General features: G+C 41.6%; 15 protein-coding genes. 7 read left to right on the top strand and 8 right to left on the bottom strand.

Annotation, left to right across the window (positions count from 1 at the left end; translation table 11 throughout):
- Positions 1 to 72: 72 nt before the first annotated feature.
- The 3 genes from H3T75_RS02230 to H3T75_RS02240 all read right to left on the bottom strand — a co-directional run bounded on the left by H3T75_RS02230 (position 73) and on the right by H3T75_RS02240 (position 6,445).
- Positions 73 to 522 (bottom strand): DUF3592 domain-containing protein, encoded by a 450-nt coding sequence (locus tag H3T75_RS02230; RefSeq protein WP_110414381.1) that lies wholly within the window; start codon positions 520 to 522, stop codon positions 73 to 75.
- A gap of 149 nt (positions 523 to 671) precedes the next feature.
- Positions 672 to 4,565 carry a translocation/assembly module TamB domain-containing protein gene (locus H3T75_RS02235; protein WP_198210892.1) on the bottom strand — a complete coding sequence of 1,298 codons (3,894 nt, stop codon included), beginning with the start codon at positions 4,563 to 4,565 and terminating at the stop codon, positions 672 to 674.
- Positions 4,565 to 6,445 (bottom strand): autotransporter assembly complex family protein, encoded by a 1,881-nt coding sequence (locus H3T75_RS02240; protein ID WP_370570080.1) that lies wholly within the window; start codon positions 6,443 to 6,445, stop codon positions 4,565 to 4,567. The genes H3T75_RS02235 and H3T75_RS02240 overlap by 1 nt, the downstream gene beginning before the upstream one ends.
- 296 nt (positions 6,446 to 6,741) lie before the next feature.
- Between H3T75_RS02240 and kdsA the strand changes: the two genes are divergently transcribed.
- Positions 6,742 to 7,581 (top strand): 3-deoxy-8-phosphooctulonate synthase, encoded by an 840-nt coding sequence (gene kdsA / locus H3T75_RS02245; protein WP_198211261.1) that lies wholly within the window; start codon positions 6,742 to 6,744, stop codon positions 7,579 to 7,581.
- Between the two features lie 81 nt (positions 7,582 to 7,662).
- Here the strand turns inward: kdsA and H3T75_RS02250 are convergent, their stop codons facing one another.
- On the bottom strand, positions 7,663 to 8,229 hold the full coding sequence (locus H3T75_RS02250) for an adenine phosphoribosyltransferase (protein ID WP_025331077.1): 567 nt from the start codon (positions 8,227 to 8,229) through the stop codon (positions 7,663 to 7,665).
- A 195-nt stretch (positions 8,230 to 8,424) separates the two neighbouring features.
- Here H3T75_RS02250 and H3T75_RS02255 point away from each other — a divergent pair, with 195 nt between their 5' ends.
- Positions 8,425 to 10,635: a bifunctional (p)ppGpp synthetase/guanosine-3',5'-bis(diphosphate) 3'-pyrophosphohydrolase gene (locus H3T75_RS02255; protein WP_084586664.1), complete on the top strand. Its 2,211-nt coding sequence runs from the start codon at positions 8,425 to 8,427 to the stop codon at positions 10,633 to 10,635.
- 129 nt (positions 10,636 to 10,764) lie between these two features.
- Here the strand turns inward: H3T75_RS02255 and H3T75_RS02260 are convergent, their stop codons facing one another.
- The 3 genes from H3T75_RS02260 to H3T75_RS02270 form a co-directional block, all read right to left on the bottom strand.
- A complete protein-coding gene (locus H3T75_RS02260) occupies positions 10,765 to 11,559 on the bottom strand; it encodes an N-acetylmuramoyl-L-alanine amidase (protein WP_198210893.1) in 795 nt (264 codons plus the stop codon).
- Positions 11,560 to 14,006: 2,447 nt separating this feature from the next.
- Complete coding sequence (gene uvrC / locus H3T75_RS02265) at positions 14,007 to 15,869, bottom strand: excinuclease ABC subunit UvrC (RefSeq protein ID WP_198210894.1); 1,863 nt, start codon at positions 15,867 to 15,869, stop codon at positions 14,007 to 14,009.
- A gap of 104 nt (positions 15,870 to 15,973) precedes the next feature.
- Entirely contained in the window at positions 15,974 to 16,420 is a 447-nt protein-coding gene (locus H3T75_RS02270) for a DUF4124 domain-containing protein (RefSeq protein ID WP_078474736.1), read from the bottom strand.
- A 182-nt stretch (positions 16,421 to 16,602) separates the two neighbouring features.
- Between H3T75_RS02270 and guaB the strand changes: the two genes are divergently transcribed.
- The 4 genes from guaB (at position 16,603) to carB (ending at position 23,536) form a co-directional block, all read left to right on the top strand.
- Positions 16,603 to 18,063 (top strand): IMP dehydrogenase, encoded by a 1,461-nt coding sequence (gene guaB, locus H3T75_RS02275; protein ID WP_198210895.1) that lies wholly within the window; start codon positions 16,603 to 16,605, stop codon positions 18,061 to 18,063.
- Positions 18,064 to 18,370: 307 nt separating this feature from the next.
- The gene (carA, locus tag H3T75_RS02280; protein ID WP_198210896.1) at positions 18,371 to 19,504 is read left to right on the top strand and encodes a glutamine-hydrolyzing carbamoyl-phosphate synthase small subunit; all 1,134 of its coding nucleotides are present in this window, start codon (positions 18,371 to 18,373) and stop codon (positions 19,502 to 19,504) included.
- Between the two features lie 57 nt (positions 19,505 to 19,561).
- Positions 19,562 to 20,242 (top strand): leucine efflux protein LeuE, encoded by a 681-nt coding sequence (gene leuE / locus H3T75_RS02285; protein WP_198208925.1) that lies wholly within the window; start codon positions 19,562 to 19,564, stop codon positions 20,240 to 20,242.
- Between the two features lie 72 nt (positions 20,243 to 20,314).
- The gene (gene carB / locus H3T75_RS02290) at positions 20,315 to 23,536 is read left to right on the top strand and encodes a carbamoyl-phosphate synthase large subunit (RefSeq protein ID WP_198210897.1); all 3,222 of its coding nucleotides are present in this window, start codon (positions 20,315 to 20,317) and stop codon (positions 23,534 to 23,536) included.
- Between the two features lie 153 nt (positions 23,537 to 23,689).
- On the opposite strand, the gene H3T75_RS02295 is transcribed toward carB, so the two are convergent.
- On the bottom strand, positions 23,690 to 24,526 hold the full coding sequence (locus H3T75_RS02295; protein WP_198210898.1) for a hypothetical protein: 837 nt from the start codon (positions 24,524 to 24,526) through the stop codon (positions 23,690 to 23,692).
- Positions 24,527 to 24,800: 274 nt separating this feature from the next.
- On the opposite strand from H3T75_RS02295, the gene H3T75_RS02300 reads away from it, so the two are divergent.
- On the top strand, positions 24,801 to 25,553 hold the full coding sequence (locus tag H3T75_RS02300) for a Nif3-like dinuclear metal center hexameric protein (protein ID WP_198210899.1): 753 nt from the start codon (positions 24,801 to 24,803) through the stop codon (positions 25,551 to 25,553).
- Positions 25,554 to 25,654 lie beyond the last annotated feature (101 nt).

Consider the following 25,654-nt stretch of genomic DNA (forward strand, 5'->3'; position numbering starts at 1 on the left):
AATTATTCAGTAAAAAAGATATTGTTTCTCGTTAGTAAATTCAATACACTATTTTTTTATCTAAAACTGATACTAATATCTTTTTTTAAATTTCCAATAATTTGGATTGAATTTAAATTCCTGATAATAATAAATTGCAGCAATGATAATCATAAAGGAGGCGAATAGTTCTGCAGAAAAATTATTTTTACGGTTATGGTTGCCTTTGATATCGGCTACCTGAGGAGAAAATTTATTATAAATAATTGTAATTTTATCGCCAGGATTTAAGTTTTTATAGGTTTTAATATCATTTTTGATATAGGTTTTATTATAGTTGTCGGTGTATTCTACTGTCAGTATATGGAGGACTATCCCACGTCCTTCGTCTTGGGATTTGGTATCTATTACCGTAGCTAATGTTTCTTTTCCGTGTCTGGCAAGCCCGAAAATAAATTTCGCATCGGATAGAGTTAAACCTATAATCGAAACGCTAAAAACTATGGCAGCCACTGACAAGAGTATTTTTTCTATTTTTTCCATAATAAAATTATTATAACAAATATTTACATATAAAATTAATTAAATAATATAATTTATTTATTTTTATAATTAAAGCAATATATAAAATGTTCAGAGTATTTTAAACCATGTGCAGGTTGTGTACTCTGAACATTTTTATCAGTGATGATTTAATCAAAACGGTGGGTATAGCGGATTTCACCTCCGGCCGATCCGGTACCTACGCGCACAATGCTTTGCAGTGCACGGCTAATCTGATAGGTAATGCTGACGGTCTGGGTCGCACTTTCAATTCCATACAGATAGCTGATATAAAGATTGTTAGACAGATGTTTGCCGATTGTGATGGCCTGTTCTGCAGGATTCATTTCGCCAGTCTGACTATTTCGGGTTTGCTGGCTGGTAAGGCCGATTTCGTCAAGTAAACCAAGCTTGTCATTCAGGCCTCCGGCAAGCCAGGCACTGGCCGCAGCTGCAATGGCGGCTTCGTCACCGGCGCTGCCGCTACTGGGACGATTGAGTATCAGCCACGATAGTTTGTCTTTTTCACTCATGGCTTCATTGGCTATCAGATTAATACGCGGGCTATCCAGCCGTCCGAGTGCTTCAACACCCGCACCAACTTGTGAATAACGGCGTTTGGCACGTATTTTTAAATTGGGATTATCCATCGGACCTACGAAAGAAATGGTACTCCCATGCTGAATAACCAGATCCTGTCCGTAAGCTTTGTATTGTCCGCGAACAACGTTTACTGTACCAACAATTTGAACCGTGCTGCCCGGATTGGCAGTAGCAGTAAGCTGACCGCCAAGCAGAACGTCAATCCCTTCAGCACTGAAACGGAAAGCATCATTCATGTCTAAATCGAGATTGAGCCGGATAGGTGTAGGGCGTTGCTGTTCTGCTGTCTTTTCGCGACCCAGTACGACAACATCGTCATCTAACTGTGGCATTCCTGATTTTTGCATACCAAAGAGACCTTTATCGACTTTTAGTTTGCCGTTCAGAACAATTCCGTGTGCAATAGTATACAGTAGCTGAGTATTTCCGCTTATGGTAAGGCGACGGTTTATCTGATCAAAAATATTGTAATGGTCAAAGTGGGCAGTAACGTTAATATCTGGAGTGAGTTTGGTCATATCTACTACGCCACTGAGTTTAATAGTTCCGTCACGGCGCGCAAAACTAAGATTGTCAATTAACCAGCGCCGCCCCTGAAAGTGGCTTTTAAGGTTGCCGTTTTCAAGAATAGTGCCGTTGGCCTGATCTCGGTAGTAAAGGTTATTACCGGTAAGCGTACCATTAAGCAGAGGTTCATTCAGATGTCCGCTGATGCCGGCTTCGGCATGCATATTGCCCTTAAGCTGCATACCAATGGGTAGAAGATTGCGAATAGTGCTCAGATCAGGGCTATCAAGTTTTATACGTCCGCTGATGGGGGCAGTACTGACTTTGCCGTTATTGTCAGGAGTAATAACCAGTGTGGCATCTGTAGTTCCATAACGGGTAATACCACTCAGATGATTATTGATATGACCGTTCTGGAATTGTGCATCCAGACGTACATTTTGTAAGCCAAGTTTCTGCTGATGCTGTGGCAGGGTAATGTCACCGCCCTGCTGGTATAGTTTCAGATAGCCCTGCATGTGGCGACTGTAACTGAAGTTCCAGTCACCACCAATGATCAGGTTTTGCTCAACGGGTAATTCTATGACGTTGTGTAATTCGTGCAAAGCCAGATTGCTGGCTGAACCACGGGTAATCAGACCTTTATTTTTATCCCAGTTCAGATTATTCAGAGTTAAGTTACCGTTCAATGCAGCCCAGCGTGCATTTTGCATGCTGACATGCTCGGTTCCGGCCTCAAGCTGAATAGGATTGAGCAGTTTCAAATTAAGTGCGCCACTTATATCCAGAGCATTAACTCGCCCGCGCCACTGATAATGCTGGTCCAGACCACCATGCGCACTGAGATTAAAATGGTAAGCTTTGCCATCCAGAGTCAGATTACTGCTACCCTGAAGCTGATGCTGGCTGCCGCGGCCATTGATTTTGATGTCGGTACTGTTAATGATCGTGGGTTTTTCGCTGGTGCTGCCGGCGATGCTGATATGATCTGCATTCAGGTTAACCAGTAATGGCTGATTAATATCAGGTGAACCAACAAGTTTAAAATCCAGCTGATTAATGTTAAGTAGTTGAGCAATTTGCAGGTTGCGTGCCGCACCAGTAAGATTTGCTGTAATTTTTTTGGGTTCTCCGGCGATAAAACCTTTGGTGCTGAGTAAACCTTTCATGCCTAATCCGAATAATCCCAGATTGGGTGCATTGATATCAAGATTGAGCTTGTCACCTTTTTTACCAAAACTGCCATTGGTAGCTATCCGGTTCGGGCCGGCATTCAGGTTAATGCTGGCCTGTTCCAGATGCTGATTACGATAGCGGATGACGGCTTTACCTGAAAGAGGTGCACCGGAAAGAATGCTATTATGCCAGAGCATATCTGCCTGAATGGCAGGTTGTTGTGCCAATTGTCCGTTAACGTTGATATGTCCGTTGATACTGCCAGCCGGAAAATCTGAATTAACTTTGGCGGGATTAAAATTGTTGCTGTTGATGGCCAGCTGGATTGCTTTATTCTGATACAGTGCCAGACTGCCTTTGGCGTTAAAGCTACCCCCGCCATTGGGGGTGATGTTCAGTTTATCGAGTATCAGTGTTTGCTGATGTTTCTGTTCATCAGTAATAATCTGAATCGAACCTTCGCTGTTGCCTTTCTCACTGGACAGAAGCCATTGGGTAATCAGGCCGTTGAAACTACCGGATACACGAATATGACCATTAAGTGAACCGGGTAGTGGTGTAGCCAGAGCATCGCTGGCGTAAATACGTAATAATTGGCTGTTGATATCGAGTTGTCTGGATGCACTATCGATATTTCCGCGGGTGATGATTTGTCCCTGCTGAAGCAGACGTGTGGTTAATGCCGGTAAGATAAGTTTGCCGTTATTATCGATGTTAATGTCACCTTCAATACTGCGTACAGGTAAACCGCCATGTTTAGCATCGTTATAGGCCAGTGGCTGTTCATTCCCTAGCTTAATATGTCCGGCAAGCTGGCTTTTGCCGTTGTTTACGGGTGCCAGATCTAAATTGAGATTGAGATCGGCAAATGGTAAGTTTGCATTAAAAGCAGCCGGATTAATATGGCGGCTTTGAAGATTCAGGCTGATGATTTTATGATTGAGTTGCAGTGCATACGGTCTGATGATGGCATGGGTACGGAAATGAATATTTCCGCCGTCCAGGCGGGCAAATATATCTGGCTGTTGCAGACTGCCTTTGATGAGTGCAGCACTTTCAACCGCAGTTTTATCAAGAGTGCCGCTACCGTTCAGCTGTCCGCTCAGTATAAAGGGTGTCTGAGTAGTAATAGCTGCATTGCCGTGAATGTTCTGCCATGGTGTATTCAGCTCACTGAGAATAAGCTGATGTTTGTGATAGTCAAAAGTGTAGCTGGCCTGGCTGGCAAGTAAAACTGGCGTTTCTTTTTTACCCAGTGTGAATCCACCAAGCTGAATGTTATCAATAATAACTTGTAATGGCAGGCTGATGCTGTTGGGTAGGGTAGGAACGGGCTTGGGTTTGGGTACACTATGGTCTGTATAATTAATTTTACCAACATCGAGCAGCCGTACGTGGAAGCGACGTCGCCATAATTCACGATTGTTCCAGTCAAGACGTACTTTATCTATGGATAAGTCAAAATCGCGATGGCTGACGTGAATATCTGTGCCGGAAAACCCGCGCCAGATACTACCAGTCAGATTTTTTGTCTGGATGTGCACACCAAACCATTTCGGGACAGTATGTACACCAAAACGCAGACCGGATTCGGTACCAATCAGCCAGCATAATAGTGCCACAATAATAATAAACAAAGCCAGCAGAGAATACAGACTGGTTTTCAGCCATGATTTCCAGCGTGGTTTACGCGGGGGTACGGAAGGCGGCGTGGCGGGAACTGGTGTTTCGCCTGAGTTGATAGTGGTTTCAGCCATTAGAATTTAGTTCCCAAACTGATAGACCAGCGCCATTTTTCATCATGATGGCCATAGGCTATATCAAAGGCAAACGGGGCAACCGGATTAAACCAGCGTACTCCGAATCCGCTGCCATGACGCCATTGCATGTCGCTGAAGTTTTTCGATACCGAACCGGCATCATGAAAAAGCGCCAGAGAAAAATCTTTATACACTGGAATCTGGTATTCAACACTGGCTACAGCCAGCGTACGGTTAGGTAACACTGAATTATGTGAGCTTTTAATACCGATACTGTCTATTTCATAACCACGTACGCTATTGGCGCCGCCGGCACGGAACATCAGCACAGAAGGTACGTTTACTGCATCACCGGTATGTACATAGCCAATCTGGCTGCGTAAAAACCATGTTCCGTATTTTTTATTTTCAGGGGTGAAATAGTAGCCGCCACTGGCTGTAACTCTTTGCATGGATGCCGACGAAATTAGTTTGCCCAGAGTGGTACCGACCTTACCTTCCAGATAATAACCATTAGCCGGTCGCAGCTGGGTTTCTATGTTCTGACGTTTCCATGAAGCTGTCACCATGGTGGCATAGCTGTGTCCAAGATTAGGTCCGTTTTCAATTTTGCTGCTTTCAGTAACGTATTCAATCCCGATCCGCGAATCAATTCCGTCACGGTCTCGAACTTTCCACATCCCGCTGGATAAAGCGCGGCTTTCTAGATGCTGGACAGTAGAGTAGGTATAGTTAAGATTGCTGGTCCAGTAGTGACCGCGATTGTCACGCGGCTGGCTCAGACCTAAACCGAAAGTAGTTTCATAGCGGTCTGTATCCAGCAAGGTTGAACCGACAAAACCTTTATGAAAAACATTATAGTGGTCATACCCACCACGAAAACCCGGGCCGTTTTTGGTGTCATAACGTAAACCAAAGGTCAGCTTCTGGCGGCGCATTTCACTGACTTTCACCAGAACCGGCACCTGATTATTTTCCATATGGTCGAAATCTGCACTGACTACGGCATTACCATAATGGCTGTCCTGTTCCAGTGCCTGCTGATAGTCCAGAAGTTTGTCCAGATCATAGGGAGAGCCGGAAGCAAAACTGGCCATACCGGTGACGATTGAAACAGGATATCGTTCATTTCCGCTAACGTGAATATCACCAAAGTATACAGCCTGCTTACTGTCAATTGTGAGGGACAGATCCGCCTTATTTTTTTGCGGATCAATAGTCGCACGGCTGGCGCTAATGGTTGCCAGCGGGTATTTTTTGCGCACAATAGCGCTGAGGACAGAAGATTTACTTGCAGACCAGTTACTCTGAGTAAACGAGTCACCTACAGGCAGCACCCAGTTATCAATAGCAGTTTTGTAATAGTTGGTCAGATTATCATCACTGGTTACATCACCAATCAGAGAAACGTCGACATTTTCAATACGGGTCAGCGGGCCGGGCTTTATATGGATAATGTAACTATTACTTTGTTTCTCCAGATTAACTTCAGCATTAAAGTATCCCTGAGTTTCCAGCATGGTTTGTGTTTGCTGAGGTGCTTCTTCTGCCAGGAAACTGAGCTGCTCATCGTCCAGATCTTCAATCAATTGTTGAGTAATCAGGGGCAGGTGATCATTAATCAGTTTTTTTAAGGCTGAGCTATTAATATCTATGATAACAGGAACTCGAGGACTTTTTGGTCTCTGAGGTTGTTTTTTTTCCTCAGGTTCCTGTCCGTGCAGTAATCTATGCAGCAGGCCGGTTTTGGGTGGCGGAACATCATCATCGGTATCATCACTGTCTGCTGGCAGGCTCACAGCCCACACCATAGAGGTAATGGACGACAGTAACATACTTAAAAACAGCCATTGCAAGCGCTTCTGCGTGAAATACACCAAAATCAGTCCTGTTTCAGAAAGTTAAAACATATGTCAGTTTTTGCAGTCTGTTTATGTCTGCTATTGTAGCGTGAAACTGAAATTTCATCCTATGCCTTGAATGACACAGATATTCTATATTAATGTACAAACAAATTTAAAGTCATGATAACAGGTTTAGTGAAATGTTAAATCATCAAAGCTGTTTACTGACTTGGACGAATGTCTGACATTTTTGTAGAATAAATGATTTAGGTTAATATGGATTGTGTTATCCATTCACCCGAATTTACTGAGGATTAATTGTGGCCGGAATTATTCATGTAGGCAATATTGAAGTAGCCAACCATTTACCGTTTGTACTGTTTGGTGGTCTGAATGTACTGGAAAATCTGGATTTAACAATGCGCACATGTGCACATTATGCAGAGGTTACCCGTAAACTGGGCATTCCGCTGGTTTTTAAGGCCTCATTCGATAAAGCCAACCGCTCTTCCATTCATTCCTATCGCGGAGTAGGGCTGGAAGAGGGAATGAAAATTTTTGCTGCGGTTAAACAGGAATTTGGTGTGCCGGTAATTACCGATGTACATGAACCCTATCAGGCTGCACCGGTAGCAGAGGTTGCCGATGTATTGCAGTTGCCGGCGTTTTTAGCCCGTCAGACTGATTTAGTGGTGGCACTGGCACAAACCGGTAAAGTAATTAATATCAAAAAACCTCAGTTCCTAAGCCCGCACCAGATGAAGAATATTGTTGAAAAGTTTTATGAAGCCGGCAATCAGCAGCTTATTCTGTGTGAGCGTGGCAGCAGCTTTGGTTATGATAATCTGGTAGTTGATATGCTGGGTTTTGGTGTGATGAAAAAAGTTTGTGCTGATTTGCCGGTTATTTTTGATGTAACCCATGCATTGCAGCAACGTCAGGCTGATGCCGCAGCATCAGGCGGGCGTCGTAGTCAGGTACTGGATCTGGCATTAGCCGGTATGGCTACCCGGCTGGCCGGTTTATTTCTTGAATCACATCCTGATCCGGATAAGGCACGTTGCGATGGTCCCAGCGCTTTACCTTTGGATTTGCTCGAACCATTTCTTGCTCAGGTTAAAGCTGTGGATGAGCTGGTAAAAACCATGCCGGTACTGGATATTAATTAAATAAATATGTTCTTGCATAAAAAAGCAGAGCGTTTTGCTCTGCTTTTTTATTTATCAGGTAAAAATTCAACCAGAAGGATTTTATTGCTCAACAGAACCGGAATTCTGGTACAGCGTAAATAATGGTACTCCTTCATCTCGAATTTTTTTGCCGCCGGGCAAATCAGTAAATTCGATAATTGCAGCTGCCTCTACTACTTCAGCACCCAGTTTACGAATCAATTTTACACCGGCATTCATCGTACCTCCGGTGGCAACCAGATCATCTACCAGCAGCACACGAGTACCCGGTTTTACCGCATCAGTGTGCATTTCGATGGTTGCATGTCCGTATTCCAGTTCGTAACTTTCCGCAATAGTAGTAAAAGGAAGCTTGCCTTTTTTACGGATAGGAACAAAACCGACATTCAGCTGATAGGCAAGAGCAGCACCGATAATAAAACCGCGTGCATCCAGACCGGCTACAACATCAATTTTCTGATCCATATACCGGTAAACCATTAAATCTACCAGCAGACGGAAGTACTGCGGGCTTTGTAATACCGGAGTAATGTCGTGAAATAAAATTCCTTCCTGCGGCCAGTTCGGAATTTTGCGAATTTTTTCGGCCAGCGCGTCAACACCTATGACTTCGGGATGAGTCTGCATTATAAATCCTTTAAAAATAAAGACTATATGCGAAAGCTATAAACGCGGGACGAGCGAAGTTATTTGCATATAGTGTATGCGAAAGTTGCGCATAATAGCACTATTCCTGTTTTTCTACAGCCTAATATGAAGCATAAAATGGTCTGTTTTGGTAAAATGGTCGCCATAATTTACACAAATCAACAGGTTGATAACATGGTTAGCACGCCTGATCAAGCTCTTGTCACCAATCCATGCTTACCGTGTGTCTGGTTAGATGATTATATTGCCACCTTACCAGCGGCGATGGGAGTAATGCTCCGGCATGCCCAGAGTTTGGTAAATAACAGCTATCCGAAAGACGCGGTAACCTTTGCCGGTGAAGATCTGTATATCAATTTAATGGCTGCTGCTAAATCGGTAGCAGATATGGATTTGATGGCCGATGCTGTTGCCGCCACAATGCTGAGCTGTCTGCCCAATTATGTCACTGACTGGAAAAATATTGTTAAAGAAGAATGTGGTGACAGTGTAATGCAGCTGGTTGCTGGTTTGTATCAGGTACAGAAGCTTACTTATTTTGTCAGCATCAGCCCTCTGGCTACACAGGAGGAACGGCAGCAGCAGGCTGAAGCAATGCGACAGATGTTACTGGCGATGGTATCGGATATCCGGGTCGTACTGATTAAACTGGCTATGCGCGCCCAGACCATGAGCTACCTGAGTAAAGTCACCGACGAAAAATTAAAAAAAGACGTAGCTAAAGAAACCATGACAGTTTTTGCCCCTCTGGCCAATCGTCTGGGTGTATGGCAGCTGAAATGGCAGCTTGAGGATTTAAGTTTTCGTTATCAGAATCCGGATGAATATAAGAAAATTGCCCGTCTGCTGGATGAAAAGCGTACTGAGCGTCTGGACTATATTGAACATTTTGTTGATACCCTCAGACAGCAACTGAGCCGCCTGAATATGCATTTTGAAGTGGCCGGACGACCAAAGCATATCTATTCCATTTACCGTAAAATGGTAAAAAAGAAACTGAGCTTTGATGGTTTGTATGATATACGGGCAGTACGCATTCTGGTGGATACAGTAGCAGACTGTTATGCCACTCTGGGGATTGTACACAGCTTATGGCAACCTATACCGGGTGAGTTTGATGACTATATTGCTCATCCCAAGCCCAATGATTATCAAAGTTTGCATACTGTTGTCGTCGGACCTGAAGACAAAGGCGTGGAAATCCAGATTCGAACTTTTGATATGCATCGTTATGCAGAGTTTGGTGTGGCCGCGCACTGGCGCTATAAAGAGGGTGGCAAGGGTAATGAAGCCTATGAACATAAAATAGCATGGTTACGTCAGTTGCTCGACTGGCGCGAAAATATCGCCGAAAACGATAGTAGCCGTGAAGATCTGTCACGTGCTTTCCAGACAGAACTGTTTAACGACACTATTTATGTTCTGTCTCCGCATGGCAAAGTATTCTCTTTACCGGCTGGTGCCACTCCGATTGATTTTGCCTATGCATTACATACAGATATAGGTAACCGTTGTCGCGGTGCCAAAGTAGACGGGCAGATTGTCCCGTTATCCACACCATTGGAGAATGGTCAGCGGGTTGAAATTATTACTGCACGTGAAGGTAAACCATCGGTTAACTGGCTGCATGACGGATGGGTAAAAAGTAATAAAGCCATTAGTAAGATTCGTGCGTTTATTCGGCAGCAGAACGGTGAATCCATACGGGAATCAGGACGTGCTGCACTGGAAAAACAGTTAGTAAAAATGCAGGTGCAGCCAAATATTCATAAACTGGCTGAAGCTCTGGGATTTTCCAGTGCAGATGATTTTTATCTGTCTATGGGGCATGGTGAAGTTTCCGGCCGCATGATTCAGAAAGCAGTCGATACTTTACTGGAAAAACCGGAAGCACCGGTAACAGAAAACCATTTAGTCAAACGCAGTAAAATCAAGAAAAATTTTGGTGGTGTTCTCGTTGATGGTGAGGCTGGTTTATTTACGACACTGGCTAAATGCTGCAAACCGGCATTCGGAGACAAAATTATTGGTTTTGTAACACGGGAACGTGGTATCTCAATCCATCGCAGCAATTGTTCTTCGTTTCAATATCTGGCTCAGATTTCTCCGGATAAAGTATTACCTGCATCCTGGGCAAGTGATTCAGCCGGGCAGGTTTTTGCTATTGATATCGAAATTCGTGCCAGAGACCGCAGTGGATTATTACGCGATATTTCTGAAACACTGGCACGCAACCGGCTTAATGTTACTGCGGTACAGACGTTATCACGTGATATGGAAGCTCAGTTGCGATTTACTGTTGAAGTACAACAGGTAAATGATTTACCCCGGGTACTTAGCCACCTGAGCGATGTTAAAGGTGTACTCTCAGTAACCCGTTTATAAGCAATTGCTATCCGCTGCGGATAAATTATCAGCTTATTTATCATTTATCTGAACAAGCCACGGACTTTGTACCTATGTTCGTGGCTTGTTCAAACTGCTTAATATCTATTTCTTTTAAGTAAGAGAGTTTTATGCCTCCGGAAAATATTTTTCAATTAAAGCGTATAAGATAGCAACCGTTTCGCAATCCACTCTTCCGCTATAGTCTGTCGGACGGAAATGCAGTTGAAAAGCACGTATCAGTTTGTTGAATTGTTCAGCATCAGCATCAGCATCAGCATCAGCGTCAGCACCGGTGATATCGTAACCATAACGATTTAATTGTTTTAAAATGGTTGCATTATCAGGTATCCCTTGCTTTGTGAATTGGATTAGATAATTTAATTTGGTTTTTGTATCAAACCAGGCGCCAATTCCAGCTTTGTACAGTTCTTTCCATGGAAAGGCCGCACCCGGATCACTTTTGCGTTGTGGTGCGATATCTGAATGGCCAATAACATGAGTTGGCGTAATGTCCGGATAACGCTGGAGAATATTCAGAGCTAGTTGTTTGAGCGCTTTAATCTGATTTACTCCATAGGATGGAAAAGTAAATATACCGTTATTATCGGTAGCCAGATTAACAACTTCTATACCTATGGAAGTATCATTCAGATTACTACGACCTTGCCAGCTACTGACACCTGCATGCCAAGCCCGGTCTGTTTCTGCCACCAGATTAAAAATACGCAGCTCTTTAAAGCCGGCTGCCTGATAGCTTGCTTCTGCTTCATCTGGAATCAGATAATGAATACTCGTATTTGGACCGGTGAGTGATTTGATCGAATCAGCAAAATTTTCAGCAGTATAATGCAATATTAAAAAACGTACGCGCTGATTAAAACTGTTTATAGAGCGATAGCTATTGTAGTCAATGTTATACATATTATTTTCTCCTTTTATATGCTTTTAAGATTTTTTATAATTTAAATTAATAACCTAAGCTAAAGAAGTTAGGTAAATAAATTATATAGTTTATTTTTTATTAAGCAATACTTTATTCATGAAAATAATAGTTTAATTATAATATTTTAGATGAAAATTTTTAATTATTATAAAGATATAAATATTTTGTTATTTATTCTGTATTAATTTATTTAAAATCTCTCATCCCGGTTAAGAAAGAGAAAGATAATTGAATTATTTTAGCGAGAAGTAAAATAAAAAAACGAATAAAGATACACAAGCAGAAAATTTCACCTGAAATGAAAACAAGTTGTATAAGTTGTGAAGATTCTATAAAAAATAATATACCGTTAATAAAAAACAAAAAGAGGCAGTTTATTAGAGATAATCCGGATCCTATAAGTAAAGAATTAAATGAAAAGGATTCACTATTTTCAATATTAAAAAAAATATATTTTACAGGTTTAATAGTAGAAACAGATATAATCAATATAAAAGTTAAAAAATTAATTCCGAGCAGAATTAAGTTTAATTTTCCGATTCCAAACAAAAGCTTGAATTGGTAAGTATAATCACCAATAGAATAGTAAAATCCAATCATGCAGATTATAACTAATGAGTAACTAGTTAAAAACATAAATAAATCTTCGGATACAAGTCTATAAGAAGAAATCTGAACATTTTTTTCTGCCCGTAAAAAATATTTTATGATTTTTATATTTATTAGTATAAAAAAACTGACTGCCCAGCAATATAAAATGAAATATATCATTAAACCATAAATAGTGTACGCTAAATCTCTGTCGATACCTAATAAATAAACAACAAAGTGAAATAGCAAAATTAAACCAATGTTAAGTGCTAATTTAAAAAATAAAGATTTAAAAGAAGATGATTGATTTTTGCTGTTGCGAATGAAAATAGTTTTAGTCGTTTTGAACAAAAAAAAGAAGTATAAAAAGAGAATGAAAGTTATTTCCATCAGACCCAAAACTGACTCTTGTGTAAAAAATTCATTAATATCTCTAAAACCGCTAGGGAGTTCGAGTATAATGAAAAAAACTATTGTAAATATTAAATAGTTAATTAAAAATCTGATCAATTTTCTGCGATTTAAGTAATGCTGAATCATATTTAAATTTTATTGTCAATAAAAATTATTTTATTATATATAAATTTTTTAAATTAAATATATTTAAATGTTGTGGTTTGATTTAAATCATATATACAATTGATCATTATATTGATGAGTCAGTTATCATAATTGCCTTAAATTACAGCGACTGGAAAATAATATTATCTGCTGCTGAACTCATTAAAATATTCAGATTTATCACTAGCTGTTTGTATATTATGAATGACTGTTTAAAAATTAATTCTGGCTCGGGCTATTACATTTCTGATTAAAATGCTGCATTTGGTACTGATGTTATAAATAATGGAACACGGAATAAGTATATTGGTTCATAATTAAATATATAGCGATACAAGTCATCATATTTATTTTGCAGTAAGTATTGAGTGAAGTTCATCTGCTTTTTTCCGGAATTAATTAGTTAAAATTTTTATCATTAAGCTGAACGTAAGAAAAGCTATTTGATTATTTTGGCGAAAAATAAAATTAAAAAACAGATAAAGATACAAAAAGAGCAGCAGAGAATATTAATTAAAACAATATCTGTTTGATTATAATAGATACTTAATAATCTATAACCCAAAATACTGATAAAAAAGGTAATAAGAAATAGTGTAAAATTGATTAGTAAAAAGTTAAATGAAAGTGATTGTTTATTTTCAGTCCGGGAAAAAATTGCTTTTAAAGCCTTAATAACTATAGAAAATAAAAAAACAAAAAAATTAATCAGTGCTATTAAACCTAAAAAGAAACTTGCGCCTGATCGTTCACATTCATCATAAAAATAAAATAAGAGTGCTCCAACTGAACACAGTATAAATATGAAATAACTGACAAATAATATTAAAAAATTTCTAGATAATTTTTTATGCAAAGAAATTTGAACTATTTCTGTCATTTTATTATATCCTTTAATAAATTCAAAGATAATTATATTTATGTATTCTTTTTAATGTAAAGAAAAACAAATATTTTAGCTGGATTCTGATTAAAGATTTTCTGTCTTCTGTACACTGCCTGTAAGCTGGTGCTATTATTGTAAATTATTAATGATATACGGTATTTCTGGTTTCCATTCATCAGTATGTAGTCTGATGAAGAGATAAATATTGTTTTGACAAATTTCTGAAAATACCCGGTATTATCTAAAGATGATATTTAACACAGGCAGCAATGTTTCAGGCATTCCATAATTGTATATTCAGTATTGTAAATAAAATTTCTGAATATTCCGGTATTGTTTATTGGTAATATTAATATAACTGATAGTAATCAGATTAATTTATTAGTATTAATGTAAAGCATCATATATCTTTTCGGCCAGAGCAAGGCTAATACCTTCCGTCTGACTTAAATCATGCACACTGGCGGCAACCACGCCGCGTAACCCCCCAAAACGGGTTAATAGTGCCTGACGCCTCTTGCTGCCAATACCCGGTATGTCGTTGAGTGAAGAAGTGACTCTTGCTTTGGCACGTTTCTGCCGATGGCCGGTAATGGCAAAGCGGTGGGATTCATCCCGGACAGTTTGTAACAAATGCAGGGCAGGATTGTGCGGTTCTATCCGGATATTGCGCTGCTGATGCGGAATAATCAGTTCTTCCAGACCGGCTTTTCGTTCCGGACCTTTGGCAATACCGACTATCGGAATATGAATACCCAGCTCCTGCCATACATCCAGAGCCATATGCACCTGACCTATACCTCCGTCTATGAGCACCAGATCCGGCCACGCACCGATACTGTCATCATTATCTGCCAGTCGTCCGTAGCGACGGGTTAATACTTCGCGCATGGCGGCATAATCATCACCGGCCTTTGCGGTTGTAATATTATAGCGACGATATTTAGCAGGCTGCATGGCTTCATCTTCATATACGACACATGAAGCAATAGTAGCCTCGCCCTGAGTATGGCTGATATCAAAACATTCAATCCGGTTGAGATTTTCTGCATCCATATCAAGCAGTTGAGCCAGTGCTTCAATCCTGTGTTGCTGGCTATGCTGCTGTAAACGATGCTGTTCAATCGCCATATGTGCATTGCGTTCCGCCATATTCAGCCATACGCGCCGTTCACCTACAGTTTTATGAATAAACTGAATCTGTTTACCGTTTTCGTTATTCAGTGCTTCACACAGACTTTTGGGCAGTTGAAAATTACTGATGATTATATCCGGCTTATTTTTACCCAGATAGTGTTGTGCAACAAATGCCTCTCCATAGTGATTGAGTTTTTCAGTAACACGGTAGCGGGTATCTGGAAAAAAGTTTTTATCCCCGACATGCCGGCCGCCGCGAATGCTAACCCAGTGAATACATACAATATCATTTTCTTCAGCCAACGCAAGGATATCAATGTCATTGTGACGAGCCTGTTTGCTGTCGATAAATTGCTGAGACTGCATTAGTCCCAGTGCCTGAATTTGATCTCGCACCTGTGCTGCCGTTTCAAAATCCAGCTGTTCAGCAGCATGTTGCATTTTGGTATGCAAAGAAGCAGTCAGCTCACTGGTTTTTCCGTGCAGAAAGCTGATCGCAGCTTTAACACTGCTCTGATAATCTTCAACTGTGATATGCCCTGTACATGGCCCAGAACAACGCTTAATCTGGTAAAGCAGGCAGGCACGGTCGCGATGTTCAAATACACTATCTTCACAAGTACGCAGTCTGAATACTTTCTGTAATGTCTGGATGCTATTACGTACCGCATAGCCATTAGGATAAGGACCGAAATACTGGTTATTTTTTTTCAGATTGCCACGGTAATACGCCATTTGCGGGAACTGATGCCCACTCAGCATCAGATAAGGATAGCTTTTATCATCCCGGAACAGAATATTGTATTTCGGCGATAATGCCTTGATAAAGTTATTTTCCAGAATCAATGCTTCTGTTTCTGAATGAGTGGCTGTAATTTCAATTCGCGCCACTTGTTTCACCATAAGCTGAATCCGGGGCGATAAATTGGTTTTCTGAAAGTAGCTGCTGACACGACGTTTCAGATTCACTGCTTTGCCTACATATAATACTTTATCATTTGCATCGAGCATGCGGTATACACCCGGCACTAAAGGCAGGTTTTTAAGAAACAGGGCTATATCAAATTTATTACTGTCAGCATTGCTGGATGATGTGGCTGTGGTATTGGTCATAGTAATGGTATATCTGGTTAACAACTATGTATGCAGCCATAAAAAAGTCCATAAGCTGCGTAAACAACTTATGGATAAGGAGTAAAATAGTCAAGAGTAAAAGTTTATTTACAATTTAGTTGTACGTCTTCATCATAACGTTTAATCAGCGCATCGCGATTATTGGTGCGCAGACTGTCAGCCATTTGGCGGTTCATCTTCGAAGTTTTGCAGGCGGCTTCACGGTTTTTCTTGTTTTGTTCTTCAATTTTTTTGTTCCGCTCATCTGTCAGCTTGTTATGTTCTTCAATTTTACGGTTAAGTTTTGCCTGCTGTTCTGTTATTGAATCAGAACTGGCTTCAGCATTAGGCTGAGGTGCTGCCACAGGCGTGGCAACCTGTGTGCGCACATTAAAACGCTGAGTTTTAGCAGGTGAAAGATTTACTGGGGTGTCTGAGTATTCATTTACGCCTTTGTTATCACGCCATGTATATACCTCCACAGCACCTGCTATTAATGTGCTGCCCATCAGTACCATTGCCAGTGACATTTTCAGTATTTTGTGACGCATGTTTACTTTTCCTTGGGTTTGAAAATATATGTTTTGACTATTATACGATAAAAAAAACCAATGTTTGCCAATTGACCGGTTTATGTAAAAGTATATTTTGCGAGTGTGTCGTATATTTGTTAAAATTACCCGCCAATTCCCTTATCTAAATTTCTTCTCATCCTCTAAAAAGAAGCCCTAAAATGCGTATAGTCGAAAAAGCTTACACTTTTGACGACGTGCTACTCGTACCTGCTCATTCTGAAGTACTACCGCGCGACGTTATTCTGAAAACTCCGCTTACCCGCCGGATTAATCTGAATTTACCCCTGGTATCAGCGGCGATGGATACGGTTACTGAGGCTAGGCTGGCTATTTCCATGGCTCAGGAAGGCGGTATTGGCATTATTCACAAAAACATGAGTGTTGAACGGCAGGCACGTGCCGTAGCCAATGTTAAACGATATGAAAGTGGTGTGGTCAAGGATCCGGTAACCATTACACCTGACACGCTGATTGGCGATTTAATCGGTCCCGGGCGTAAATACAAAGTTTCCAGCTTACCGGTACTGGAAAATGGCAAAGTTGTTGGTTTGGTTACTAACCGGGATTTACGTTTTGAACGTAATCTGCAGCAAAAAGTATCCAGTATTATGACCCCGCGTGAGCGTCTGGTTACGGTAAGTGAAACTACCAGTATCGATGATGCCCGTGAATTAATGCATACACATAAAATTGAGCGTGTGCTGGTAGTGAATGAAGACTGGGCACTGAAAGGTCTGATTACAGTAAAAGACATATTAAAAAACACAGCTTTTCCTAATGCCAATAAAGACAGTGAAGGACGACTGAGAGTAGGTGCTGCAGTAGGAGTCGGAAAAGACACAGACGAGCGGGTAGCTGCACTGGTACAGGCCGGAGTAGATGTGCTGGTGGTGGATACAGCACATGGACATAGTCAGGGTGTAATAGAACGTGTACGCTGGGTAAAACAGCATTATCCGGATGTAGATGTCATTGGCGGTAATATAGCAACAGCAGCTGCTGCGCGTGATCTGGTTGCAGCCGGAGCGGATGCAGTTAAAGTTGGCATTGGGCCAGGTTCTATCTGTACAACCCGTATAGTAGCCGGTGTAGGTGTGCCGCAGTTAACCGCTATTCATAATGTGGCTGCAGAACTTGCCGGTACCGGCGTGCCGCTGATTGCTGACGGTGGTATACGCTTTTCAGGTGATCTGGCTAAAGCACTGGCAGCCGGCGCCTCTGCGGTAATGCTCGGCGGTATGTTCGCCGGTACTGAAGAAGCACCGGGCGAAATCGAGCTTTATCAGGGACGCTCTTATAAATCCTATCGCGGTATGGGCTCAATGGGTGCCATGAGCCAGGGCTCATCTGACCGCTATTTTCAGGATAATGTCTCCAGCGCTGATAAATATGTGCCGGAGGGCATTGAGGGACGGGTACCTTATAAAGGACCAATCAGCCAGATTATCCATCAGCTCGTAGGCGGATTACGCTCCAGTATGGGCTATCTGGGCTGTAAAACCATTCATGAGATGCATGATAAGGCAGAATTTGTTGAAATTACCGCAGCGGGTATGAGTGAGTCGCATGTACACGATGTGCAAATCACCAAAGAAGCGCCGAATTATCATGTACGCTAAAATAGTGTTGTAAAATTTGCAGTCAGTCTAATGGGCAGCCGGCGGGCTGCTCAGCAGATTAATAAAAATTTTCTTTTTTATTTAGTAATATCTGCATTGCCAAAGTAGAGAAGATTAGCTAAAATGCATTGCTTTCATGGCAGTGTCGGATTTTATGTCTCTGCCATAATCAAGCACGTAGCTCACGCTTTTTGCGTGAAGTAGCGTGTTTTTTTTTGCCTGCAACTGGTAACTGGAAGCACGATTATTAATCCATAAAAAACAGATTGTCGTTATTGACGGTCTATTAAATACACAGGACTCATCCATGACTACAAGTGCAATTCTGGTGTTGGCTGACGGTTCCGTATTTCATGGTGTCAGCATTGGTGCAGCCGGGCAGGCAGTTGGTGAAGTAGTCTTCAATACCAGCATGACTGGCTATCAGGAAATCCTCACTGATCCGTCTTATACTCAGCAGATGGTGACTCTTACTTATCCGCATATCGGCAATACCGGTATCAACAGTGAAGACACTGAGAGTAAACAAATTTATGCTTCCGGGTTAATTATTCGCGACTTACCTTTATTGCACAGTAATTTTCGTGCGCAAGAAAGCCTGTCTGATTATCTGAAACGTCAGCATACTGTGGCAATCGCAGATATTGATACCCGACGCCTTACCCGTTTGCTGCGGGATAAAGGTTCACAGGCCGGCTGTATTCTGACTGGCGCTGATGCAAATAAAGAACAGGCTCTGGAAATGGCACGTGCTTTTGGCAGCATGGCCGGAAAAGATTTGGCACGGAAAGTAAGCTGTTCTGCAAAATATGAATTTACTCAGGGTGAATGGCAGCTGGGGCAGGGTTATGTTCAACCGCAAGAAGCCAGATATCATGTGGTTGCCTACGATTTCGGGGTAAAAACCAATATTTTGCGTATGCTGAGTGAACGCGGCTGCCGTCTGACTGTGGTTCCTGCTACTACACCGGCAGCTGAAGTACTGGCATTGAATCCTGACGGCGTATTTTTGTCTAACGGGCCGGGTGATCCGGAATCTTGTGATTATGCCATTAAAGCTGTGCAGGAAATTCTGGCACATAAACTTCCGCTATTCGGTATTTGTCTGGGACATCAGCTGCTTGGTCTGGCTTTAGGGGCGAAAACCCGCAAAATGCCTTTTGGTCATCACGGAGCCAATCATCCGGTACAGGATATGGATACCGGCCGGGTTGTGATTACCAGTCAGAATCATGGTTTTGAAGTAGATGCAGATACTTTACCGGAAAATGTTCGTATTACTCATAAATCGCTGTTTGACGGTTCACTACAGGGTATTAGCATGACCAGTCAGCCGGCTTTTTCATTTCAGGGACATCCGGAAGCCAGTCCGGGCCCGCACGACGTTGCCTACCTTTTTGACCGCTTTATCGAACATATGCAAGCGGCAAATAAAAATTAATTGCGTGATATTACGAACTACATTTATTGAGAATAGTAAAAAAGTACAGGAACCCCCATGTTTGGTATTACTGATCTGGGAACGTATATTGTCGGTGCCATAGCAATAGTTCTGCTGCCGGGACCAAATTCAATGTATTGTCTGGCCATGGCCGGAAAATATGGAGCACGGGCTGCTTATTGTGCGGTTGCCGGAATATTTCTGGGTGACAGTATTTTGATGTTGCTTTCAGCTTCAGGTGCAACATCAATTATCAAAACCATACCTGCATTGTTTTTAATACTGAAACTGGTCGGTGGTTTGTATTTGTTTTATCTGGGCTGGCAGTTGCTGCGTTCAGCTCTTAAGCAATGGAACAGACGTCAGAATGCTGCTGCAGATGTTTTCAGACAATCATTGTGTGAGCCGGCAGCAGCCAGTAAACCGCTTCCGGCACGTCATTTCTTTCAGCATGCTTTGCTGCTCAGTTTGTTAAACCCGAAAGCAATTTTGTTTTTTCTGGCTTTTTTTGTTCAGTTTGTTGATCCGCATTACTCACACCCGGCATATAGTTTTCTACTGCTGGCTATTATTTTGCAAATTTTCAGCCTGACTTATCTAAGCGTACTGATATTCAGTGGTTTATCGCTGGTCAAGTGGTTTCGTCACTATCAGCGTCTGGCTGCCGGGGCAGTAGCCACAATCGGGCTGATGTTTATTGCGTTTGCACTGAAATTATGGACGGCAAGTATCAAATGACCGATTGACTGTCAGAAAATCAATCTTGCCGTACCGCTAAATTAACAGATAATTTTTGATAAAGGTATCAGTATGCCTAAGCGCACAGACTTAAAATCTATCCTAATTATTGGTGCCGGTCCTATTGTAATTGGTCAGGCATGTGAGTTTGACTACTCTGGAGCTCAGGCATGCAAGGCATTGCGTGAAGAGGGCTATAAAGTCATTCTGGTTAATTCCAATCCGGCTACGATTATGACAGATCCGGATATGGCTGATGTTACTTACATTGAGCCGATTATGTGGCAGACAGTGGCAAAAATTATTGAAAAAGAACGTCCCGATGCCATTTTACCAACGATGGGCGGACAAACGGCACTGAACTGTGCTCTTGATCTGGCGCATAACGGTATTCTGAAAAAATATCAGGTAGAGCTGATTGGTGCATCCGAAGATGCAATTGATAAAGCAGAAGACCGCGGCCGTTTTAAAGAAGCAATGAATAAAATTGGTCTGCATACCCCGAAATCCTTTATTTGCCATAGCATGGAGCAGGCACTGGAGGCACAGGCGCAGGTTGGATTTCCTGCATTAATTCGCCCGTCTTTCACCATGGGCGGTAGTGGCGGCGGTATTGCCTACAATAAAGATGAATTTATTACTATTTGTGAACGTGGTTTCGATGCTTCACCTACTCATGAATTACTGGTCGAACAGTCTGTACTGGGTTGGAAAGAATATGAAATGGAAGTGGTGCGTGACCGTGCCGACAATTGCATTATTATCTGTTCAATAGAAAATTTTGATCCGTGCGGCGTACATACCGGTGATTCGATTACAGTAGCTCCGGCACAAACACTGACGGATAAAGAATATCAGCTGATGCGTGATGCCTCTCTGGCAGTGCTGCGTGAAATCGGTGTGGATACCGGTGGCTCTAATGTGCAGTTTGCCGTTAATCCGCAAAACGGCGAAATGATTGTGATTGAAATGAATCCGCGTGTCAGCCGTTCTTCTGCTCTGGCTTCTAAAGCTACCGGTTTTCCGATTGCCAAAATCGCAGCTAAGCTGGCAATAGGCTATACACTGAATGAATTGCAAAATGATATAACCGGCGGACGCACACCAGCTTCCTTTGAGCCTTCCATTGATTATGTGGTAACCAAAGTTCCCCGTTTTGCCTTTGAAAAATTTCCGTCCGCAGATGATCGCCTGACGACACAGATGAAATCAGTCGGGGAAGTAATGGCTATCGGCCGTACATTTCAGGAGTCTGTCCATAAAGCTCTGCGCGGTCTGGAGGTTGGTCTGAGCGGCTTTGATTGCCGCATCAGTGACCGTGCAGCCATTCAGCGTGAACTGGCTAATCCCGGTCCTGAACGGATACTGTATGTCGCTGATGCATTTCGTGCCGGCTTTTCATTAGAGGAAATCTATACAATTTGTGCTATTGATCCGTGGTTTCTGGCACAGATTGCTGATCTGGTTAGCGAAGAACAGAAACTGACAGCGATCAGACTGGAAGATATCGATTACAATTATCTACGTAAACTCAAACGCAAAGGTTTTGCTGATAAACGGCTGGCGCAATTGCTTAATCAGGATGAAGCCAGTGTCAGACAGCATCGTTATGCCATGAATCTGCATCCGGTTTTTAAACGCGTAGATACCTGTGCAGCTGAATTTGCTACCGATACTGCCTATCTGTACTCAACTTATGAAGAAGAATGCGAAGCGGAACCGACACAGCGTAAAAAAATTATGATTCTTGGTGGCGGACCAAATCGTATCGGTCAGGGTATTGAGTTTGATTATTGCTGTGTACATGCTGCATTAGCATTGCGCGAATCCGGTTTTGAAACCATTATGGTGAACTGTAATCCTGAAACCGTTTCGACAGATTATGATACTTCTGACAGATTGTATTTCGAGCCGCTAACCCTTGAAGACGTACTGGAAATCTGTCATACCGAACAGCCAGACGGTCTCATTGTGCATTATGGCGGTCAGACGCCTTTAAAACTGGCTAATGAACTGGTAGCTAATGGTGTTAATATTATCGGCACCTCTGCCGATGCCATTGATGCAGCAGAAGACCGTGAGCGTTTTCAGCAGATTCTACATAAACTGGGATTGCGTCAACCGGAAAACCGTACAGCACGTACCGAGGCAGAGGCACTGCAACTGGCTGAAGAAGTTGGCTATCCGCTAGTAGTACGTCCATCTTATGTACTTGGCGGACGAGCTATGCAGGTAGTGCATTCAGCCAATGAATTACAAACCTATATGCGCGAAGCTGTACAAGTATCCAATGATAGCCCGGTATTGCTTGATTACTTTCTCAGCCACGCTATTGAAGTAGATGTAGATTGTATATGTGATGGTAAACAGGTGGTTATCGGCGGCATCATGCAGCATGTGGAACAGGCAGGTGTCCATAGTGGCGATTCAGCATGTTCCATTCCGCCTTATTCGCTAAGTGAAGCTATTCAGAATGAAATTCGTCGTCAGACAGCAGCCATGGCAATGGCTTTAGATGTAGTTGGTCTGATGAATGTGCAGTTTGCGGTACAGGATGATATCGTTTACGTACTTGAAGTTAATCCGCGTGCTTCACGTACTGTTCCATTTGTATCTAAAGCCACAAGTGTGTCTCTTGCTAAAATTGGAGCAAGGGTTATGGCCGGTATCTCATTGGCCGAACAGGGCTACACACAAGAAGTTATTCCTGAATTTTTTGCAGTTAAGGAAGCCGTATTTCCTTTCATTAAATTTCCCGGCGTAGATACCATTCTCGGGCCGGAAATGCGTTCTACCGGTGAAGTAATGGGTGTTGGTGAAACATTTGCCGAAGCATATTTGAAAGCCCAGCTTGGAGCGGGTGAGCATATGCCGACTATTGGCAAAGTGTTTCTGGCTGTACGTAATGAAGACAAACCTGCTGTTGTTCAGGTGGCAACCAATTTTCAGTCGCTCGGTTACGGACTGTGTGCCACCCGCGGGACAGCAGCTTTTCTGGCTGAGCACGGAATCAATGTGCAAGTGGTGAATAAGGTAACTGAAGGGCGCCCGCATATTGTTGATGCCATTAAAAACGGTGAGATTGCTCTGGTTGTTAATACTGTCAGCAGTGATGTACAGTCTATTAAAGACAGCCATTCAATCCGCCGTAGTGCACTGAATATGCGTATACCTTTATATACCACCATCGCAGGTGCTTTAGCGATGAGCGAGGGTGTAAGCCGTTTATCCCGTACTGATGTTTACAGTATTCAGAATTTACATCAGCGCATAAAAACAGCTCTGCAAAACTAATTATTTCAAGATAAAAAGCTGCCGGTTGCATAATTAGCAACCGGCAGCTTTTTATCTTAATAATATATTGAAAAATTAATTTTAAATGGTGAGAAATTAATAGTTTTAGTTTTTTCTGTAATCAAATATCAGCAAGATTAAATATGGCTATTCTTAATGATTCTGGTCTGTAACTACCTTACTGTGCTGATGGATATAATCCAGAATACGGTTATTATTTTGAATGAAACCCAGTTGAATTTCCGGATGATCAAGTAAGCTTTCATTGTGCTTATATATTTGAATTAATCCATCAGCAAAATAGTTCTGGCTTACTGGTGGTTTATATTTCCCATGTAGAAATCTCGAGGAATATACAGTGTAAGCAACACTAAACTCTTTATCTAAAACAGAATAAATATCAATTTGATGCGGAAAAGCATTGTATTCATCCTTAACATCAAATGGCCAGAAATCAATTCTTAAATCTTGTTGGTTGGTTTCGGATTTATTAACAAACATAGTTTGTTTTCCTGAAATACCCATATAATACAATTCCTGATTATTTTTCTTTTCTTTTAATCGGAATCGGTAATTTTCCCGTTTGAACCAATGATTTCCATATTCCAGTTTTTCTGCTTTTATATTGCGATATAACGGTGCAAAACTGAGGCCTACAACAGGCTTAGAAAAATCAGGACATCGATGAATTGCTTCTTCATTATTGGGAAAACCTGATAAAGTAGGTAAGGCAAATATAATTGCTGCTGCCTTTTGCTCGACTATACCATCAATAATTTTATTTTTTATACTAAAACCAAACATGCAGCGCGGCAGGGTAATCTCCAGTTTTTTACCTGATACTTTTGATGGAATGCGCACAGTAATCTCTGTAGTGTCTGTTATTATCCGTTGTTCCTCCAATTTTTTAATTTTGTCCTGTTCGCTATCATTGTTGCTGTTAAGACATCCGCTTAAACTTAAAATTAATAACAAAAGCAATATTTTCATTTTGATATTCCAAAAATCTGCGAGCTTTTAAATTTAATACTACATCATTTTAATAAAAATTAACATAAAATAACATTTATTTAGTTAATCACAAAGCATATAAATATTTTTATTTAAAGATAATGATTTTTTATAATTTCATATTCACTCAGCTGTATTCAGACATTTTCAGCTTTCTCCCTGTACTTGTTAGTATAATGATTTTATTGTAATAAGAATAAAGCTATGTATTAACAATGCAGACTGCTATATCTTGCACGATTAAAGGAAATTTATGGCTTTCAGAAAAGAAATTTTAGACTGGTGCGCTCAGGAGCTGGCGGTTGCTCAGTTTCGCGATTTCAGCCCGAATGGGTTACAGATAGAAGGCAGGGATGAAGTTAGCACTATTGTTTGTGCTGTCACTGCCAGTCAGGCTGCTATTGATTTTGCCGTAAAGCAGCAGGCAGATATGCTGCTGGTTCATCATGGTATGTTCTGGAAAAATGAAGCGGCTGTGATTACAGGCTGGAAAAAACGCCGTATTCAGACATTATTAGCCAATAATATTAATCTGGCTGGCTATCATTTACCGCTGGATGCGCATCCGCGCTGGGGGAATAATGTGCAACTGGCTCAGCATTTAGGCTGGCAGATTACCGGCTGTGGCGGTGAACAGAATTTAATTCAGTACGGTGATTTAACCTATGAGCAAACTGCAGAACAGCTGGCTCAGGAGATTGAGCTAGGCCTGAATCACAAACCCATATTGCTATGTGCCGATAAACAACAACCAGTACGCAGGCTGGCCTGGTGTACCGGCGGCGGCCAGAGTTTTTTTCAGCAGGCTATTGATGCCGGGGTTGATGCATTTATTACAGGTGAAATATCCGAACCGCAATACCATCTGGCGCAGGAATGCGGAGTGGTATTCATCGCGGCAGGGCATCATGCTACCGAAAGATATGGTATTCAGGCACTTGCTCGTGCATTAGCCAGTGAATTCGGGATTACTCAGCAGTTTTTTGACGAGCCTAATCCGGCTTAAATGAATTTTGTGTGATTGGTGGTAATTTATATAATAAAAATTTTAATAAACATAAACTTAAGCTATTTTTCTGGTAAAAATAGAGTCATTTGTCTATAATT

It is taken from the genome of Snodgrassella sp. W8135, assembly GCF_016101225.1.
GTDB classification, from domain to species: domain Bacteria; phylum Pseudomonadota; class Gammaproteobacteria; order Burkholderiales; family Neisseriaceae; genus Snodgrassella; species Snodgrassella alvi.

What these genes read in the sequence shown, in the direction of transcription:
- H3T75_RS02230 (WP_110414381.1), bottom strand. Translation starts at nt 522, where the DNA reads ATGGAAAAAATAGAAAAAATACTCTTGTCAGTGGCTGCCATAGTTTTT.
- H3T75_RS02235 (WP_198210892.1), bottom strand. Translation starts at nt 4,565, where the DNA reads ATGGCTGAAACCACTATCAACTCAGGCGAAACACCAGTTCCCGCCACG.
- H3T75_RS02250 (WP_025331077.1), bottom strand. Translation starts at nt 8,229, where the DNA reads ATGCAGACTCATCCCGAAGTCATAGGTGTTGACGCGCTGGCCGAAAAA.
- H3T75_RS02255 (WP_084586664.1), top strand. Translation starts at nt 8,425, where the DNA reads ATGGTTAGCACGCCTGATCAAGCTCTTGTCACCAATCCATGCTTACCG.
- H3T75_RS02260 (WP_198210893.1), bottom strand. Translation starts at nt 11,559, where the DNA reads ATGTATAACATTGACTACAATAGCTATCGCTCTATAAACAGTTTTAAT.
- uvrC (WP_198210894.1), bottom strand. Translation starts at nt 15,869, where the DNA reads ATGACCAATACCACAGCCACATCATCCAGCAATGCTGACAGTAATAAA.
- H3T75_RS02270 (WP_078474736.1), bottom strand. Translation starts at nt 16,420, where the DNA reads ATGCGTCACAAAATACTGAAAATGTCACTGGCAATGGTACTGATGGGC.
- guaB (WP_198210895.1), top strand. Translation starts at nt 16,603, where the DNA reads ATGCGTATAGTCGAAAAAGCTTACACTTTTGACGACGTGCTACTCGTA.
- carA (WP_198210896.1), top strand. Translation starts at nt 18,371, where the DNA reads ATGACTACAAGTGCAATTCTGGTGTTGGCTGACGGTTCCGTATTTCAT.
- leuE (WP_198208925.1), top strand. Translation starts at nt 19,562, where the DNA reads ATGTTTGGTATTACTGATCTGGGAACGTATATTGTCGGTGCCATAGCA.
- carB (WP_198210897.1), top strand. Translation starts at nt 20,315, where the DNA reads ATGCCTAAGCGCACAGACTTAAAATCTATCCTAATTATTGGTGCCGGT.
- H3T75_RS02295 (WP_198210898.1), bottom strand. Translation starts at nt 24,526, where the DNA reads ATGAAAATATTGCTTTTGTTATTAATTTTAAGTTTAAGCGGATGTCTT.
- H3T75_RS02300 (WP_198210899.1), top strand. Translation starts at nt 24,801, where the DNA reads ATGGCTTTCAGAAAAGAAATTTTAGACTGGTGCGCTCAGGAGCTGGCG.